Genomic DNA, 17,982 nt, shown 5'->3' with positions numbered 1-17,982 from the left:
ACTCAAATCGGTTCTGGTGCAAGGATTAAAAAAGTTTTCAGTTACCCGACATACTATGCAGCAAACCATCCCATGACTTCATTATCAATTACGTTATCATGGATTAGAGCTTTGCACCACAACCATAAAAACAACATCTTCATTTTTCAGCAAATAATTTAAATAAAGGTGAAGAACATATTTTAAACGAGTATTTACTTTAGTAGCATAGACAAAGTATAGTTTGTTGTGAAACTGCGAACTTTTCTAATCCTTGCACTAGAACCAGAATAAGTGTGTGGTATTTCTTGGAATACTTTAATTAGGGCGAAGAAAGCACACAGAAAGAAGATGTAAATGATGGATAAAATCATTCGCATATTAGTGGTTGAAGATGACAATGACATCAATCAACTGCTATGCAAAATATTAAAGAAAAGTGGCTATTCTCCTCAAGCTGCATATTCCGGAACGGAAGCAATGATTTATTTGGAAAGACAGGAATGGGACATGGTGCTGCTTGATTTGATGCTTCCCGGGCTGTCAGGGGAAGAACTTCTTATGAAAATAAACGAGCAAAGCTCGATTCCAGTTATCGTAATCTCAGCCAAAGAGGAGAAACAGACGAAAGTTGCAACCCTTCGTATCGGTGCAGATGATTATATAACGAAGCCATTTGATATCGAAGAAGTATCGGCTAGAATTGACTCCCATTTAAGAAGGTACAGCCGGTTGGCTAGCATTGTTCCTAGCCATCTAGTCAAGTACAAGAATATTAGTTTGGACAAGGATACGAAGTTAGTAACCATCAACCAAATAGAAGTGATACTGACAGCAATAGAATTTGCCATTCTTGAGTTGTTCATATCCTATCCGAAAAAAGTGTTCTCTAAAGCGAATTTGTTCGAAAGTGTATGGGGGGAAACTTTTGTAGGCGGTGATAACACAATCAACGTACATATCAGCAATTTAAGAAACAAGCTTTCCAAAGCAAACCCCGAAATGGATTATATAGAAACGTTGTGGGGGATGGGGTACCGGCTCAAATAACTACTAACTTTAGGTATTCTTAATAGTCCCTTTACGTTCGCTTATTATCTTGCCTCCCATAATGAAGCTATCAAACAGAGAGGCCGTGAGAGCATGAGTGAATATGTGTTACAGTCTAGGAATTTAACTAAGATCTACAAGACAGAATTTGCGCTTAATCGCGTGAATATGTCCGTCAAAAAAGGTGCGATTTATGGTTTTCTTGGACAGAATGGTGCCGGTAAATCGACTTTGTTCCGAATCGTCACTGGACTTGCTTTTCCGACAGACGGTTCTATTGAATTGTTTGGCAAGAGGGAAGAACAGCTGTGCGAGGCTAGAAAACGAATCGGTTCGAGCATTGAAAGTCCGGCGTTATTCCCGCATATGACAGCAAGCGAAAATTTAGAGACGCACAGACTTCTAAAAGGAATTCCAGGAAAAGCCTGCATCGATAAAACATTGGCATTAGTCGGACTTCAGGATACGGGTAGCAAGAAAGCGAAAAACTTCTCATTAGGGATGAAGCAGCGATTGGGACTCGCTATCGCCCTGCTTGGAGATCCAGAGCTCCTCATTCTAGACGAACCGACGAATGGCTTAGAGCCGATGGGGGTTGTTGAAATGAGAGAACTCTTAAAAAAACTCAATCGCGAACAAGGGATCACTATTGTAATCTCAAGTCATATATTAAGCGAGGTTCATTTGCTTGCTACTCACTATGGCTTCATTCATCAAGGGAAGCTGCTAGAACAGTTGTCTACTAATGAGTTGAATAAAGTGTGTCAGCACTATCTGCATATTAAGGTAAACGATGTCGGCATGGCGGCTATCGTTATCGAAGAGAAGTTGGCAACTTCTGAATTTGAAGTGATGCCAGATGGGGCGATTAAACTATACCAGTTCTTAGACAATCCTGGAAAAGTTTCTATGGCACTGACAGCAGCAGGACTGATCATTGAACAATTTATGCCTATGGGTGAAGATTTGGAAGCGTACTTTACTAAGCGTATTGCAGGTGAGCGGAATGAATAATCTCATCAAGTCAGAATGGTATAAGCTGCGTATGGACCGGTCTTTCCGAATGCTCATTCTAGTTTACTCAGCTCTATCTTTAACTATTTCAATTATTCAGTATTGCTTCGAGATGAATGCTTCTGAGAAGCCTCAGGCAATAGGGGTAGAGGTATGGATGAGTGCATTCTCGGGCAATAAATTTTTTTTAATCATTGGGCTGTGCATATTAGCTGGCTCCTTTATTTCCAGTGAGTACTCGATCGGTGTTATGAAAAGTATGGCTTCAAGTGGCAATAGAAGAGGAAGCATCTTTAGGGCAAAACTATTCGTTTACGCTCTAGGGGGGACTATTCTTGCTCTACTATTTCCTGTAATCAATTTTGCGGTCGCGACAGTGCTATCCGGTTTTGGGGAACTGCCGAATGAAGTAATATATATATATGTATTCCGAACACTTGGATTAACAGTGCTCTACGCTGCGGCCTATGCTTCGATCGTTTTATTGTTTGCTACGCTTATGGCGGAAAGCGGTAAAACAATTGCTATCACGCTGGTTTTCTTTTTGGTTATAGAAATCTTTTTTAGTTTAGTAGGGCAATATATTCCCTTCGTTCAAAAGATTTACGATTATACGGTGTTCAAGTTACTGAATGATGTGGGAAAGGTTACGCTTGATGACTACCTACTAATGTGGATGATATTTATCCCGGTCATTACATTTGTTTGCTTCAGTATTGTTGGCGCTTGGGTGTATTGCCGCAAAGAAATTAAGTAACTTGGGAAGCAGGTGAGAACAGGTTGACATCTTTCTTTTTGGCTACTATCGCCATAGCAGCAGTTGCTCTCATCCACTTATATCTGATAAAGAATGAAATGAAGCGAATTCATGCTCAGCTTCACGCCTACAATCAGGGACTAACTGGGAAAAAGATCGATCTTGTTTTTTCGGATCGCAACCTCGAACAATTAGCCGCTGAAATTAACAACCTTATGGATTTTGTTTCAGATGCGAAAGCTCTCAGAAGACGGACGGAGTATGAACTTAAACAGAGTATTTCCAACATTTCGCATGATTTGCGGACGCCATTAACATCCATTCTCGGGTATATTCAACTTCTGGAATCAGATCAATTGTCCGAAGAGGAGAAGCGAGAATATGTGTCGATTGCCAAAATCCGAGCGAAAAGGCTGCAGGTGTTGCTGAATGATTTTTTCGAGTTATCCGTTATCGAATCTATGGATTATGAGTTAAAGAGGGAGATGGTGGATATGTCCGCCTTGGTCCCTGATATCTTATTTGGATTCTACGACAGGATGAACGAAAGAAATAGAGAAGCGATCATTCAACTTCCCGATGAAAAAATAGACTTGATTGGGAATGAATCTGCCATAAAGCGTGTTGTCGAAAATCTGGTGACGAATGCGATTCATTATTCCGATGGACCTATCTGGATCAGCATGGAGAGTCTTGATTTGACGGTAGCATTGTCCATAAGTAACGAAGCTAAACATTTGAAGGCAAGTGATCTGAACATCTTGTTCGATCGGTTTTATACCGAAGACCGATCTCGATCAGACACAGGAACAGGACTGGGGTTATTCATTGCAAGAAGTCTAATGGTCAAAATGAATGGAGAACTGACTGCAGAGTTGCTCGAAAATCAACTTGTCATGAAATGCGTGTGGAGGTTGGATCGCGGTTAGAGCGAAGGGCTGAACCGTATCGCATAGTAGTGGAAAAGCGGAGAGTGAAGTACGAAAAGATGCAGTCACTGGTTGCCGGTTGGTGTATGAACACACCTTGATCGGCTTTTTTTGCGTTAAGGACACAACATTAGGGGGTGCTTCTCAAATAACAACTTAAGGTATTCTTAATAATCACTTTATGATCGCTTATGTATTGCATCCCATAATAAAGCTATCAACAGAGGGGGAATACACGGCATGAAAAAAAAGCGAATCGTCATCATTAGTATCGTCGCAATTGTATTAATTTCTGCAGGAGCAAGCGCCTTCCTTTTCTTAAACGGAGGAGAAAAGCAGCCTAGCACGGATAGGGTGACCGCGAAAGTGACGAAAGGGAGCATCGTAGTCAACGTTGCTGGTTCCGGCGCGGTCGCTCCGGCGTCAAAAGTAACAGCCAAGTCGGCGGATGCGGGGAAAATAAAAACGTTCCTCGTGAAGGAAGGCGACATCGTGAAGAAAGGCCAAGAACTTGCCACTTACGAAAGCAAGGACATGACGGAAGAAATTAAATTGGAAGAAATTAATTTACAACTTCGCCTTCAAGATTTGGAAGATCTTCAACGCAAGATGAAGGAACAGTTGAGGGAAGGGGACGCCGAGGAGCTGAAGTCAAGTATAAGCAAAATGAATCTCAATATCGAGACGGCGCGTTGGAAAATCAGTTCTTTGAAAAAGGAGCAAAAAGCGCCGAGTCCGCTTATTGCGCAGACCAACGGCGAAATCGTGAAGCTGTACGCGGTTGAGGGCGATCAAGTTGCGGCAGGCACCAATATCGCTGAAATCGTTGATTACCAAAACATGCAGGTCGTCATTACAGTTGACGAGCTTGAGATACCGAAGATGAAGACAGGGCTATTCGCCGCAATTACAGTCGATGCGCTGCCTGGCCAGACGTTTACAGGCAAAGTGACGAAGATCGCGAAGGAAGGCAAGGCTCAGAATGGCGTCTCGACGTTCGAAGTGACGGTTGGTTTCGACCAAGCCCAAAGCGTCCTGGCGGGGATGACGGCGCAGGCTAACATTGTGGCGGAAGAGAAGAAAGACGTTCTCATCGTGCCGATCGAAGCCGTTCAGGAGTTTGGGGCGGGGGCGAAAATGGTGCTCGTGCCAAGCGCGGGGCCTGCCAGCGTAGAGGGCAGACAAGGAGCGGGAGCTGATCCTGCAAGGGGTATAGGCGGCGAGCCAAAGCCCGTCGAAGTCGGCATCCATACCGAAAGCTTGATAGAAATTAAGAGCGGACTGCAGGAAGGGGACCAAATCATACTGCCAACGGTCACTCCAAGGGGAGGGTAGACCGATGAAACAAGAACAAACGCCTCTAATCCAAATTAACGGTCTTTCCAGATGGTACAAAATGGGTGGCGAGACCGTAAATGCGCTTCGTCAGGTGACCTTTACGATTCAGCATGGGGAATTCGTCGCCATTATTGGCCCGTCCGGCTCTGGTAAATCGACGCTTATGAACATGATCGGCTGTCTGGATACACCCGATGAAGGGACATATTTCCTTGATGGGCAAGAGGTAGGAAAGTTATCTGACAACGGTCTTACCAGAATCCGAAATGAGAAGCTTGGATTTATTTTTCAGGGTTTCAACTTATTGCCGAAACTCTCAGCATTTGAAAATGTGGAGCTGCCCTTGATTTACAAGGGCATTGCACAGAAACAAAGGCGCGTAATGGTCCAGGAGGCGCTGGCCAAAGTGGGGCTTGAGAGCCGCATGCATCATCGGCCGACAGAATTGTCGGGCGGGCAGCAGCAGCGGGTCGCTGTCGCTCGGGCGCTTGCCTGTAATCCGCAGATCCTCCTTGCGGATGAACCAACCGGGGCACTCGATTCGACGACCAGCAAAGAAATTCTGCAATTGATGCGAGAAGTGAGCGAACAGGGGTATACCGTCATTTTGATTACGCATGATCTGTATATCGCGGATCAGGCGAAGCGGGTCATCCGTGTTCAAGATGGGGAGATCGTCAGTGACCGGGGAGGTGCGACATGAATCTAGCCCAAGGGTTGAAGATGGCTTGGAAAAGTATCAGCACGAGCAAACTGCGATCATTCCTCACCATGCTCGGGATTATTATCGGCGTGGGCTCAATTATCGCGCTCATAACTATCGGTCAGGGAGCGGTGGGGGAGGTAACGAAACAGATCAAGGGCATGGGGGCAAAATTGCTGACGGTCAACGTGTTCGGATCGGATCTGGGAATAACGCTTGAAGATGTGGACAAACTCGGAAAGAAAAATGGTGTATTCGCCATTGCTCCTGTTCTCGAAGGCAGAGCAACAGTGAAGTATGGGACGAAAAACAAAGATGTCCCGATTACAGGCATTACGCCAGAATATGCGGCGGTGCAAAATTACAGCATCGAGACCGGACGCTTTATTGTTCCGATCGATACCAGGTACAGGCAGAAAGTCGCGCTCATTGGCTCCAAGACGGCCCGCCATTTATTTGGCACGGCGGATCCGGTAGGTAAAAGCGTGCTTATCGACGGCAGCCGATTCAAAATCGTAGGGTTGTTGCAGGAAAAGGGCAGTACGGGTTCGAACGATGACAAAATCATGATTCCGATTGCGTCAGCTGAACGTTTGCTTAAGTCAAAAAGGGTCTCGACGGTTTATATTCAAGCGAATTCTCCGGGAGAGATCGACGGATTGAAGACGGAACTCGAAACTGATTTACGGAAAACGTTCAAGCCCAGCAAAGAGGGAATTGAAAGCTTCAGTGTAGTCAGCCAAAAGGAAATGCTGAAGTCGGTGGACAGCATTACGGGAACGATGACGCTAGCGTTGGGTGGCATCGCAGGCATCTCTCTGCTCGTCGGGGGCATTGGTGTTATGAACATTATGCTCGTGACGGTTAGTGAGCGGACTCGCGAAATCGGTATCCGCAAAGCGATCGGAGCCCGAAGGCGAGATATCGTCTTTCAATTCTTGATTGAATCGATGGTGCTCGGCGGCATTGGCGGCATAATCGGCATCGGTACCGGCATCGGCATCGCGATGCTCGCCAGCAAGATAATGAACATCGAGGCATTTCCATCGATAAAGATCATCTTGCTGGCGTTTGGATTCTCGCTGGGCATCGGCGTTTTCTTCGGCTGGTTCCCAGCGAACAAAGCTGCCAAGATGAAACCGATTGACGCGTTAAAGTCGCAATAGCAGCTAAACTACGAAGGAGGTATTCAACAACATGAACATCAAGTTCAGCTACAAATATATGGCCATTATTGCCTTGTCTCTCACCATGGCGTTCGGCGCCATAACCCCCGTTTGGGCAAACGGAAGTCCAGTCGGAACTACGGTGGCGATAGGTAAGGTCTTGATTACAAGCAGCAGTTATTTTGAATTAAAGCAAATTCACGTATTACCCGATCAAAGCGGGAAAATCTCGACTTTCACGATTACCATTCACAATGGAGGCAGCAGTGAGCTGCAATTTATTGATTACTGGGTTAAGTTAAAAAGCAAATCAGGCAATCAATTCACAGCGCGGTTGCTGCCTGCTGATAAGGATAAGAACCGGTTAGCTCCCGGTTCAACTACCGAGTTAACGTTCTATGCGACGGTGAACTCAAGTACGAACCTACAGGATCTTGTTGTCCAATTTATCAAATGGGAGTTTAGCCAAGCTAATTTTGAACGGGTGCTAGGAGAAGTAGCTGTACCGGATGACTATACAGATGTCACGTCTTCGGATGGAACTGCAACCATTTCTGTTGGTGGAGTCAGCGTCCAAGCATCTGTTAAAAAGTTTGTCAAAAACAAGAATGAGAAATATCATGTTCCTACTGTTTATCTGAAACTAGAGAATGCAGGTAGTCAAACAGTCATTATCCCTGCGTACTTATTCTCGATAAGGACCCAGGAGGGGCTTCTGTATCCGCTTGAAGCTAAGGGGCTGAGAAATTTAAAGATTAATCCAAAAGAGAGCAAGGAAATTCAGCTCTCCGGTTCCATTCCGGTAGAGGTAGCCGCAGACGCTTGGCAGCTATCTGTTGCGGAAACCATCGCGGATCTGAAGCTTAATGTTTCTGTTGCTAATTTCCAACTGCCGGCCGTTACGCCACAGGATGGCGGATCAATTGGCAAAGAGTATTCCTTCACCAATAAGTCGGGTGTTTACAGCGCTCAGCTTGGTGGTCTTCATCGATTGCCTTGGGAGGATCAAGATTTATTGACGGCCGATTTGGTCCTAAGTAACAAAGGAGATGAATCGCTGCCGATTCCGAAATTATCTGGCTATTTCCTGTTGGATGATGCGGTCAAAATTGATACTAAGCTCATCCAAACAGCTAAAGTGATTGGACTTGGAACAGGCGCAAGCGTCAACCTGCAGCTCGCGGGCAAATTGCCGTATACATATGAGTTCTCACATGTGAAGCTGGTACTCCAAGAAAATGAGGAAGAAGCACCTGCTGCTGGTACAGAGAACAATAGCTCCGCAGCTACGGATGTGCTGGAGTTCTCGACACAAGCGGAGCTTCAATCGATTCCTATTATTAGGCTTGGCGAGTCCTATTCGTCCAATGATGTTGGACGGAAAGCTAAATATGCGATTCGGAATGTTTCGACCTACGAGGACAAGACGAGTATTATGTATTCAGCTATGGTTGAAATAACCAATCTAGAGAAACGATTCACAAACGCTGCCAAACTAGTCGCGAATTTCCGTTTACCAGACGGGACGGTATTCCCGGCTTCTGTTGCGGAAGTTAAGAATAAGATCAGCCCATCGGGAAAAGCGCTGCTTAATGTATGGGCTCCTGTGCCGAAAGGTTTCTCTATCGAAAATTTGAACTTACTTATTGGTGAAGCCGTCACCGACGGTAAACTTTCGGAAGGTGACAAGGCCGTCGCAAATGCTTATGTGAACCCGGTTGCCTATTGGCTTCCTAGTGAGAGTAAAAAAGTGTTAACCTTACTTAAAAATGTGGACTTATTTCCTTATATCATTTCAATTGATCATATCGGGACGAGTATTGCGGATCGTGTCTTTACGCTTAAGTTCAACTACGAATTAACGAAAGAGAAGTTAACCGAAATTAATACCGAAGGCCATAACTTATTGCTTGTTTTTGAGGATGGTGGTGGTGTTAAACGCTTTGAGAAAAAGTTCGATTTCAAGGACTTTGACGTTTTTAACGGTGATTCCACAGCAGATGAAGATACGAAGATTCGTCTTGGTAAGAGAGAGAATTTCAAAATTTCAATCCCGGATCCCGGTCTCATTTATAACACGAAATTTCTAGAGAAATATACACTCAGTGTGTACGACGAGTTCCAAGGGCAGAGAAAACTGCTTGCATCACAGAAAGCGGATTGGTTTATCACTACGGACTAAAACATGCATTGAAGCGAAGACCTGCCGCCTTCACTAATAAGAACTATTCTCCTTACAACAGTTATTGGGAATACCACCCAGAGATAATATGCCCTGGTTGTTGAGACTCTGTACATCATGCCTTTTTTAAAAGTGGTATCCAAAAGGAGCTAAAACGGAAAACTCACGCAACTAAATTATGCTGCCATGTTAGTTGCTTTGTTCGTCCGCGTGATGGAGCGAATTCCTACGATGAAAGACCTCATCAAAAGATTGACCCGAAGCGTAGAACTCAGCACGCAGAAAGAGACCCACATCAACGCGATGTGGGTCTAAATTTCTATTTTAAAGAGGGTCAATTTCTATTTTAGACTTGATTCATCAACGCCAGTTAAAAACCAGATTTCATTCTGATTACAAATGCTGTAGCAGCCGCACATCTATAAAAAGGGTTTAATCCTTCTGGCCCGTAGATGGACACTTTGATAAAAGGTGCCCATCCTATGGGTCATGGATATATTCAAGCGGTTGAACGAGCAGGGGCGGACGATTATTGTGATTACGCATGATATGCAGGTTGCGGAGCAGGCGAAAAGAGTAGTAAGGTTTCGGGATGGGCGGTTGGTGCATAAAAATGAGATTGGAAATATAGCAAATTGATACTTGCCTTACGAGAAATCGTGAGGCTTTTTGTTTTTTTAAGTAATCGAGAAGACAAGCGGAGACTTTTCCCTAACTATAGAACAAGATTTACACCTACGATACTATGAAAAGAAAATGTTGAACGTTGGAAAAAAATGGAGGCGTTGTTTTGCTGAAAATTTTCAAATGGATATGGACGCCAGTAGATTATGTGAAACGATCTTTTTCAGAAAAATATTGTTGTCTTTTTTACGATAATCATTATTACAGTGGTAAGTCTGGGGATCAATTTCTATGTCCCCCCCACCCGTTTGGCCACCAGAGCAGGAGGAATAATGGTATGGAAATCGACAGGGGTCAGAAGGTAAACCGAGCCGAGGAGGAATCGAGAGGACTCTCCGTTCAGCACTTGTGTGCCTTTTCCGGATAAATAATCTCCATCTCAAAAAATTCATGGCCATGCAAATCGTGAAACCGACTTATCTCATGCTCGGAGATACTGAAATGAAACGACGGAGTAAGAAATTCATCAATCATATACCGATAGGGGACTAAATCTTTTCGCATGTCTATGCTCCTCTCCATCTGCTCCTATGTGTAGTATACAATGCTGATCGTCTAGCAGTGGGGGCTGCAATGCAGTTTCTCTCACGTGCTTACCAAGGTTAGAGGAACTCACTTAATTTGGAGTTTGCGATCCCCGTTGATAAGGGGCTAACCTGCACATTTTTGGAGGAAATTACCTAGTTTATAATGTACAATTCCCAGGGCATCACCTAAAGTTGGGTTATCGACAAAGATGGCAGTCAAGATTTCAAAGCTTAGGATGTGTTGGATGGATGGTAAGAATTTTCAAGAAAATAAGAATTACAAATACAATCACGGGATATGAGCTGAGTCGAAAATTTGTAAAGGTCTATCAAACGATTTTGTTCATTCCTTACTTTATTTCCTGGATGGTTGCTGGCAGCGGGCTTTTTTCAATCGATCGTCGGGTTTTGCCTGGTTCTATGCACCAATTATATCGTGAGAAGAATCAACCCGGAAAATTCACTTTTCTAAGGAGCATCGACTATGAATCCTCCAAGAACAATTCGGTTAAAGCCTGCATTCACGACGGGTAAATTCGTAACTCATCATGACATTATCAAATGAAGAACTTTACGTTAGATGCCTACAAGGTGATCCTGCACGAACCTAAAGTGCTCGCATGGCGATGTGTATTTTGACTGCAGGGCGGATGTTGCTTGTTTTCCCACTGTTTCAGAAGTGCTTTATGAAGGTGATAACTGTATTTTATGTCAAAGTTTTATAGTTTCAGGTGCTGGAAAATCACACGGCATCTGTAAATTATATAAAGACAATATAAGGAGGTAATCCACGTGAAAGGTCAAAAAACAAAAGCGGCAAAATGATTTGGATCAGGAACATCCGTCTTGCTTGCAACTGCGATGGTGCGAAAGAAAGCGCCAGTCCCGCAGCAAGTACGGGGGCAAGTACGAGTGTTGCCAAAGACGCGGCGATCAAAACGGATTATCTGGCAGAGGCGAATCCGATCTTTACGACGGGATCCATGCCGGATTATCCGAAGTATGTTGAGGAAACGAAGAAGAAACTGGTGGACGCTGGCATCGACAAAGTGATGGCTGAGATTCAGAAGCAATATGATGCTTGGAAGGCAGAGAATAAATAAAGTTTAGGCTTGTGACTACAATGTTTCTAATCATATTCAGAAGGAAAGGGAGTTTGATGATGAGTAAAAAGCTGTTGGGCATGATCGTTACATGCTTATTTGTATGCGCTATCATTTTCGCGTTCCAGCCAACGCAGGTTAGAGCGGACGCCGCCAATCCGGAGGTGGGTTATTTGATTGACGAGGATTTCTCGTTCTTGTCAGCCTTGACGCCAGGGAATAGCCAGCCGTCCGGGTGGGATGTTCGCGCTGCAGGAGGGGCGCTGGTCAGCCTGTATAACACGAATTTCAAAATCAGCGATACGAGCACGGTACTGCCCGTTTCTATGAATAAGAAGTTTGTTTCGCAAAGCGCTGGTAATCTGACCATGGAATTTCGAATTAAGCCTTTGTCTGTCATTGACGGCTTGAAATGGCAGTTGCTCAGCGATGAGGTCGTAGGCGTTAGCTTAATTACACAAAACAATATGCTTAGTCTGGAGACCTCCGCAAACACCATAGTTCCCTTGCAAGCCTATGCTGCAAATACGGAATATGGGATCAAGGTCGTTATGAACCTGAACGCGCACACAACGGATGTGTACATCAATGGCGTGAAGAAGGCCAATGGAGCTACGTTCAAAAATGCGGTAACGACACTGAACCGGTTTCAAGTGCAAACAGGCGATGCCTCCATGGGGGAGTTCTACTTTGGTCCTTTGAAATTGTATAAAGGGTACGCCGTCAATGAGAGGCTCATTTCGGTCGTTGACGGTGGCGCAATTCCGCAGGATTGGACTGCGGTTACGTCAGGCGGCGCAATCACCGTCAGCAGCATGCTTAGTTCCTCGCAACCGGATATCAACAGCATGAAGTTGAGTGCGGCTAGTAGCACCGGCAGTATGAGTCTGTCGAAAGCGATATCGCCAATGTCGGATAATTTTACCTACGACTTCAAGGTTCTATACAAGCAGAAAGCGGATGGATTGGAAGCTGAGCTAAAAAGCGGAACGACGAGCGTCATCAAACTAACGACAGCTGATGGAAAACTGTCATATGTCAATGGAAGCGGGCAGCCTGTTCCACTGTACGATTATCTGGCAAATCTGTGGACGCATATTCAAATCAAAGTGAACTGGGCAGCATCGTCAGCAGATATTTATATCAATGATAAGCTTCAGGCGCAAGGGGTGGCGCTCGCTTCAGGCGTGACAGCTGTTGACAGTATAAAATTTACAACCCCCGCTTCGTATCGGGGAGAGATGTGGCTGGATGATATTCTCTTGTATAAAATGGTGCCGCTGCCAGCCGATTATGTGCCCGCACCTGTTGCAGTGAGTACGGGCGATCAGATTGTTGGTGTCCAAAGCTGCCCGATGTGGCGGGAAGGCCATCATCTGGGGTGGGATATGATTCAGCCTTACCCGGATCGGACGCCTCTTCTAGGGTTCTACGACGAAGGCAGCCCGGAAACGGCGGATTGGGAGACGAAATGGCTGATAGAGCACGGCATCAATTTCCAGATGTCCTGCTGGTTCAGGCCAATTGGCGGAGACACCAATCGGATGCCGATTAAAGATTCGTATTTATCTCATGCGCTGGATAACGGTTACTTTAATGCTAAATACAGTGACCAGATTAAATTTGCAATTATGTTTGAAAATCTAAACTCTAAAGTCAAAGACGCAACAGATTTCCGAACGAACTTAGTTCCTTACTGGATTGAATATTACTTTAAAGATCCGCGTTATTTGACCATTGATAATAAACCCGTCTTTACGATCTACAATTATGAGGAGATGATAAAAGCTTTTGGCAACAGTATAACGACCGCTAAGGCGGAACTTGACTATTTGCGAAGTGAAGTGAAAAAAGCGGGGTTTGCGGATATTATCCTGCTGAACGTGTATAACGGGACGGATCCACAGCAGTTGTTGAACCGCAAAGCGGTCGGCTTTGATGCGGTGTATGCCTATTCCTGGGGCTCCTTCGGCGGCCATCCAGATTTTCAAAAGCTTAAGATGACGCAAGAGAAAGATGCAGGTGCCATCGATATTATCCCCGGTTTAAGCATGGGGAGAGATGATACGGCCTGGGGCTTGAACTTCGGTTATTATGCCACGCCGTCGGAATTCCAGTCCTTGGCGCAGTGGACGAAGGATAGCTATATGCCATCGCTTCCTGCAGGCAATCTTGGTAAAAGACTAGTGATGCTTGACAACTGGAATGAGTTCGGAGAAGGTCACTTCATCATGCCGGCTGGGTTAGCTGGTTTCGGTTATGTGGATGCCATTCGCAATGTGTTTGCAAGCAGCGCACCGCATACGGACAGCGTGCCAACGCAGACCCAGAAAGAACGGATCAATACCCTGTATCCAGCTGGGAGAGTGGTTTCTAATTTAAACCAGGCGCAGCCAGTGATGACTAATGTCTACGGGAACAGGTGGGAATTCAATACTCCGGGTGACGCCGAGGGCTGGACGGTAGAGAAGCAGATTGTGGGCGTGACCGTACAGGACGGCAGTTATTCGGGGGTAACGAATAATACCGATCCTGGCATTCGTTCCTCGGATCACCTTGGGATCAAGGCAGAGGATATTCCTTATATTGTTATTCGCATGAAGAACAGTGCGAATGATATTGACGGCCGCTTCTTCTTTACGACGGAGGCAGATGGAACGTGGAATGAGGCTAAAGCTGTCGGCTTCTATGTAAATCCGTTGGATAGTGGTTATACAGAATACATTGTCGAGGCATGGAGAAACAAGAACTGGACGGGGACTATCCGGCAAATGCGGATCGATCCGATCTCCGCTGTAGGACCGATCAGTATTGATTATATTCGAACGATCTATTCTCCACAGCCCGGTATTCGGGCTTACGTGGACGGCACTTACAAACCATTCAGCCAACCTGCGCTTCTACAAGATGGCATCGTCATGCTTCCAATGAAAGAGATGTACCTGCAAATAGGCGCAAAGCCGGAATGGGACCCTGTGACGAGTACTCTGTTGGCTGTTAAAGATAATGTCGTTTATAAGTTGAAGGTTGGCGATGGCATCGCTTACAAGGGAAGTCAGGCGATTACGTTAGAGCATGCGCCTGTCAAGCTTGCGAACGGAACGGTGATGGCGCCGCTCAGCTATCTTCGTCAAGCTTTTGGCGCGATTGCCAATTGGGATGCGCCTTCGCAAACCGTCCGTGTGTATCCGACAGCGATCACATGGGATTTTACGACGAGCAACGGTTGGACGGCCAACAGTCAGATCGCGAATCCCGTCGTTGCGAATGGTGTCTTCAGCGGAACTTCAAATGGGACTTCGGGAAGTATCCAGCCTGCGATTCTTTCACCGGATGATTTGCAAGTTGCAGCTTCTGATATTAAGCGGATTCGCGTCCGAATGAACAATATGACAAGCGGCGACGAGGCGAAGATTTACTTTACAACGACCGGGGATACCAGTTGGAATGAGGTGAAAATGATCTCTTCCTATATCCTCCCGAACGATTCCGTCTATCGGGAATATGTGTTTGATACGTCAAGCTTAGCTGCTTGGACGGGAACCATTAAACAGCTCCAAGTGGTGCCAACTACGGCTTCCGGAGACTTCAGTCTGGATTCCGTTCAATTGGAAATAACGCCAACAGTTGCGCTAAAAGGAGATAATCTCATTGAAGATCCGGGATTTGAAGGAAGTAAAACTTCACAATATGGGCTGCAGAATGCGACTGCTGTAAAGGATACGACACAATCTCATAGCGGCCATCAGTCCATCAAGATCACGAAAACGACACGTTACGGCAGTATTAATTTTCCATTGAATGTGGAAAAAGGCAAGCCGTATACGTACTCAGCTTGGGCAAAGTTGGCTGCAGGTAAGACGACCAATGAACCCTTGAGGGTGGGAATCCAATATAACTTGGACGGGGTTACCAAGCAACTCATTATGTTCACAAGCCCTGGCCTGAAAGCGGGAGATTGGACACAGATCGAAGGTACTTACACCATTCAGGAATCAGGAGTCGTATCGAATGTTCTGATGTATCTCTATACGGAGATTGACAATCCAGGCGGCGTTTACTATGTCGATGACGTTGCGGTTAAGCCAATAACATATTCGGGAAGCCCGGTTTGGGTTCATCCATCAAATATAAGTTTAGGTGTGACGTCACTCACGGTAGGTGTTGATAAAATCAAGGCATTGGTTCCTGGGTTCACACCAGCGAATGTAAGCAACAAAGAGTTAATATGGCGTTCGAGCAATCCGAGTGTTGCAACCGTGGATGTGAACGGAATGGTGTATGGTGCCAGCTTGGGCACAGCAACCGTAACGGCAACAACGGTAGACGGAGGGAAAGCGGCATCAGTGCTCGTCACCGTGGATGCAACGGTTGCGGTTACGGGTCTGTCGCTAACGCCAACCACACTCAGCTTGACTCTGGGCACTAAGCAAACGATCGTAACGAACGTTACCCCGGCAAACGCAACGAATAAGCTGATCAAATGGGAATCCGTGAATCCGATTGTGGCTGTCGTCGCTGCCGATGGAACGGTTACAGGACTGGGTACGGGGACGACGCAAATTAAAGCAACCTCGGATGATTCGGGCATTGGGGCCATCGCAACGGTTACCGTAACAGAGCCGACGAATGCGGTAAGAGCCACCAATCTTATCGTAGATTCGGGCATGGAAGGAAGTACGTTAGCGGCTCCTAACTACGTTTATCAGGCCGTGCCTTCGCTGACTTCGGCGGAACATCATTCGGGCCAGCAGTCCTTACTGTTGACGAAAACAGATCGATACGGAGGTGTTAAATTTCCTGTCCCACTTGTAAAGGGGAAACCCTATTACTATTCAGCCTGGGCGAAACTAGCATCTGGTTCTACCACAACCGAGACGATCAGGATCGGCTTGCAATATAAGGTAGACGGTAATCCTACGCCTAACCAGTATATTTTGTTCATCAGTCAACCGCTCAGTGCTACCGCATGGAAACAAGTTCAAGGGAGCTTTATCATCAATGAAACCGGGGTTGTGACAGAGACAACCATGTTTTTATACACGGAAATTCCAGGTACCGGCAATCCTTTTTATGTCGATGATGTTGAAGTCAGACCGCTAACGATTGCTGCAACGGGATTGAGTTTGAATAAAAGCACACTAAAGTTATCCAAGGGGCAGTTCGAAACGATTGTGCCCAGTGTGTTGCCAACGAATGCAACTAACAAAGGGATCAGTTGGGTTTCAAGTTCGCCGACTGTGGCGACAGTTAGCGCCAGCGGCACGGTTACAGGCGTTACCTATGGGGTGTCAACGGTAACGGCTACAACGGCAGACGGCGGTTATCAGCAATCAGTTACCGTGTATGTAGATGATGTGCCTCCCGTTACGGTCAGTGATGCGCCATCCAGTTGGCAGACGACGAATCAAGTCGTTCATTTGACGGCCAGCGACTTAGAAAGCGGCTTGGCAGGTACGTTCTATAGCCTGGATTCTGGGGCTTACGCAACAGGGAATGTCGTTTCAATTGCAGGGGAAGGCGTGCATACACTGAACTACTACAGCAAGGATTTGGCTGGTAATCAGGAAGCGACGCAAACCGTAACTGTCCGTATCGACGGAACGGTTCCAATAACAACGTCCGTCATTGTCCCATTAGCGCCGGACGGATCAAGCGGTACCTACGTCAGCCCTGTTACGGTCACATTAAGCGCTTCTGATAACGTGTCTGGCGTTGGGCAGGTCGTCTATAGCGTGAATAACGGAGCGACATGGACGCCTTATACAGCTGCGCTCACCTTTGATAAGCAGGGGGTATATACACTCCTATACCGAGCGACTGACTTAGCCGGCAATAGCGAGACAGCCAAGAGCATAAGCTTCAATCTCGCCGCTACAACGGTGAAGGTTCGGCTCAAGGACAGTACCGGAAATCCGTTCAACGGCGGAGTGGTCAAATACTATGACGGAGGATGGAAAGATTTTGGCGTAACGGATGCCATGGGAAATGTAAGCAAGTCTTTACAGGATAAAAGCTATACCTTTGGCATCACGTATGAGGGAACGTATAAGGAGATTGTACAAAATACAGGAACGGACGCGGTAGTCGCATTTCAGACCGTCAAGGCCAAGGTACAGTTAAAGGATAGTCTGGGGAACCCGTTGGACAGTGGTACGGTAAAGTATTATGCCGGAAGCTGGCGGACCCTCGGCAATACAATCGGAGGCGAGATCAGCAAGGAGGTACTGCCTAGCTCCTATACCTTTGGCATGACTTATGGGGGAAGATATAAGGAGATTGTACAGAATACAGGTACAGACCCCGTAGTCGTATTTCAGACGGTCAAGGTCACGGTACAGCTGAAGGACAGCCAAGGGAATCTGTTAGACGGTGGTGTGGCATCCTACTACGCGGGAAGTTGGCAGACGATTGGCGCTACAACAAGCGGAGGAGTCAGCAAGGAATTATTGCCTGGTTCTTATACCTTAGGCATGGCTTACAATGGGACTTACAGAGAGATCGTCAGAGACATATCCACAGATCCAACGGTTGTATTTCAATTGTAAAA

11 protein-coding genes and 2 pseudogenes are annotated in these 17,982 nt (G+C 46.0%); 12 read left to right on the top strand and 1 reads right to left on the bottom strand.

Going from position 1 to position 17,982, the window contains the following annotated elements; genetic code table 11:
* Nucleotides 1-339 precede the first annotated feature (339 nt).
* From IEY34_RS10700 to IEY34_RS38115, 9 genes and pseudogenes are all read left to right on the top strand, one after another.
* A complete protein-coding gene (locus IEY34_RS10700) occupies nt 340-1,029 on the top strand; it encodes a response regulator transcription factor (RefSeq protein ID WP_189011336.1) in 690 nt (229 codons plus the stop codon).
* A gap of 93 nt (nt 1,030-1,122) precedes the next feature.
* Entirely contained in the window at nt 1,123-2,043 is a 921-nt protein-coding gene (locus tag IEY34_RS10695) for an ABC transporter ATP-binding protein (protein WP_189011194.1), read from the top strand.
* Nucleotides 2,036-2,800, top strand: a complete 765-nt coding sequence (locus tag IEY34_RS10690; RefSeq protein ID WP_189011192.1) for an ABC transporter permease — start codon at nt 2,036-2,038, stop codon at nt 2,798-2,800. Before IEY34_RS10695 ends, IEY34_RS10690 begins: the two co-directional genes overlap by 8 nt.
* 23 nt (nt 2,801-2,823) lie before the next feature.
* Complete coding sequence (locus IEY34_RS10685; protein ID WP_229757570.1) at nt 2,824-3,729, top strand: sensor histidine kinase; 906 nt, start codon at nt 2,824-2,826, stop codon at nt 3,727-3,729.
* Between the two features lie 240 nt (nt 3,730-3,969).
* The gene (locus IEY34_RS10680) at nt 3,970-5,064 is read left to right on the top strand and encodes an efflux RND transporter periplasmic adaptor subunit (RefSeq protein WP_189011190.1); all 1,095 of its coding nucleotides are present in this window, start codon (nt 3,970-3,972) and stop codon (nt 5,062-5,064) included.
* Between the two features lie 4 nt (nt 5,065-5,068).
* Nucleotides 5,069-5,770: an ABC transporter ATP-binding protein gene (locus tag IEY34_RS10675; RefSeq protein ID WP_189011188.1), complete on the top strand. Its 702-nt coding sequence runs from the start codon at nt 5,069-5,071 to the stop codon at nt 5,768-5,770.
* Nucleotides 5,767-6,936 (top strand): ABC transporter permease, encoded by a 1,170-nt coding sequence (locus IEY34_RS10670; RefSeq protein ID WP_189011186.1) that lies wholly within the window; start codon nt 5,767-5,769, stop codon nt 6,934-6,936. The genes IEY34_RS10675 and IEY34_RS10670 overlap by 4 nt, the downstream gene beginning before the upstream one ends.
* Nucleotides 6,937-6,967: 31 nt before the next feature.
* Complete coding sequence (locus tag IEY34_RS10665; RefSeq protein WP_189011184.1) at nt 6,968-9,118, top strand: hypothetical protein; 2,151 nt, start codon at nt 6,968-6,970, stop codon at nt 9,116-9,118.
* 64 nt (nt 9,119-9,182) lie between these two features.
* Nucleotides 9,183-9,400: pseudogene (locus tag IEY34_RS38115) on the top strand (IS5/IS1182 family transposase); the annotation flags it as partial.
* Between the two features lie 741 nt (nt 9,401-10,141).
* Here IEY34_RS38115 and IEY34_RS10660 read toward each other — a convergent pair.
* Complete coding sequence (locus IEY34_RS10660) at nt 10,142-10,306, bottom strand: hypothetical protein (RefSeq protein ID WP_189011182.1); 165 nt, start codon at nt 10,304-10,306, stop codon at nt 10,142-10,144.
* A gap of 399 nt (nt 10,307-10,705) precedes the next feature.
* On the opposite strand from IEY34_RS10660, the pseudogene IEY34_RS10655 reads away from it, so the two are divergent.
* From IEY34_RS10655 to IEY34_RS10645, 3 genes and pseudogenes are all read left to right on the top strand, one after another.
* Nucleotides 10,706-10,801 (top strand): annotated as a pseudogene (locus IEY34_RS10655) (sugar ABC transporter permease); the annotation flags it as partial.
* 349 nt (nt 10,802-11,150) lie between these two features.
* Nucleotides 11,151-11,432 (top strand): DUF3502 domain-containing protein, encoded by a 282-nt coding sequence (locus IEY34_RS10650; RefSeq protein ID WP_189011180.1) that lies wholly within the window; start codon nt 11,151-11,153, stop codon nt 11,430-11,432.
* 59 nt (nt 11,433-11,491) lie between these two features.
* Nucleotides 11,492-17,980, top strand: coding sequence for an OmpL47-type beta-barrel domain-containing protein (locus IEY34_RS10645; RefSeq protein WP_189011178.1), 6,489 nt, complete (start codon nt 11,492-11,494; stop codon nt 17,978-17,980).
* Nucleotides 17,981-17,982: the final 2 nt, after the last annotated feature.

The organism is Paenibacillus marchantiophytorum, from assembly GCF_014640555.1.
Taxonomy (GTDB): domain Bacteria; phylum Bacillota; class Bacilli; order Paenibacillales; family NBRC-103111; genus Paenibacillus_E; species Paenibacillus_E marchantiophytorum.
This window is presented reverse-complemented; position numbering and strand designations above follow the sequence as displayed.

Bases quoted from the DNA above. Each gene is read 5' to 3' on its own strand.
- IEY34_RS10660 (WP_189011182.1), bottom strand. From the start codon at position 10,306: ATGCGAAAAGATTTAGTCCCCTATCGGTATATGATTGATGAATTTCTT.
- IEY34_RS10675 (WP_189011188.1), top strand. From the start codon at position 5,069: ATGAAACAAGAACAAACGCCTCTAATCCAAATTAACGGTCTTTCCAGA.
- IEY34_RS10700 (WP_189011336.1), top strand. From the start codon at position 340: ATGGATAAAATCATTCGCATATTAGTGGTTGAAGATGACAATGACATC.
- IEY34_RS10650 (WP_189011180.1), top strand. From the start codon at position 11,151: ATGATTTGGATCAGGAACATCCGTCTTGCTTGCAACTGCGATGGTGCG.
- IEY34_RS10690 (WP_189011192.1), top strand. From the start codon at position 2,036: ATGAATAATCTCATCAAGTCAGAATGGTATAAGCTGCGTATGGACCGG.
- IEY34_RS10695 (WP_189011194.1), top strand. From the start codon at position 1,123: ATGAGTGAATATGTGTTACAGTCTAGGAATTTAACTAAGATCTACAAG.
- IEY34_RS10645 (WP_189011178.1), top strand. From the start codon at position 11,492: ATGAGTAAAAAGCTGTTGGGCATGATCGTTACATGCTTATTTGTATGC.
- IEY34_RS10670 (WP_189011186.1), top strand. From the start codon at position 5,767: ATGAATCTAGCCCAAGGGTTGAAGATGGCTTGGAAAAGTATCAGCACG.
- IEY34_RS10680 (WP_189011190.1), top strand. From the start codon at position 3,970: ATGAAAAAAAAGCGAATCGTCATCATTAGTATCGTCGCAATTGTATTA.
- IEY34_RS10665 (WP_189011184.1), top strand. From the start codon at position 6,968: ATGAACATCAAGTTCAGCTACAAATATATGGCCATTATTGCCTTGTCT.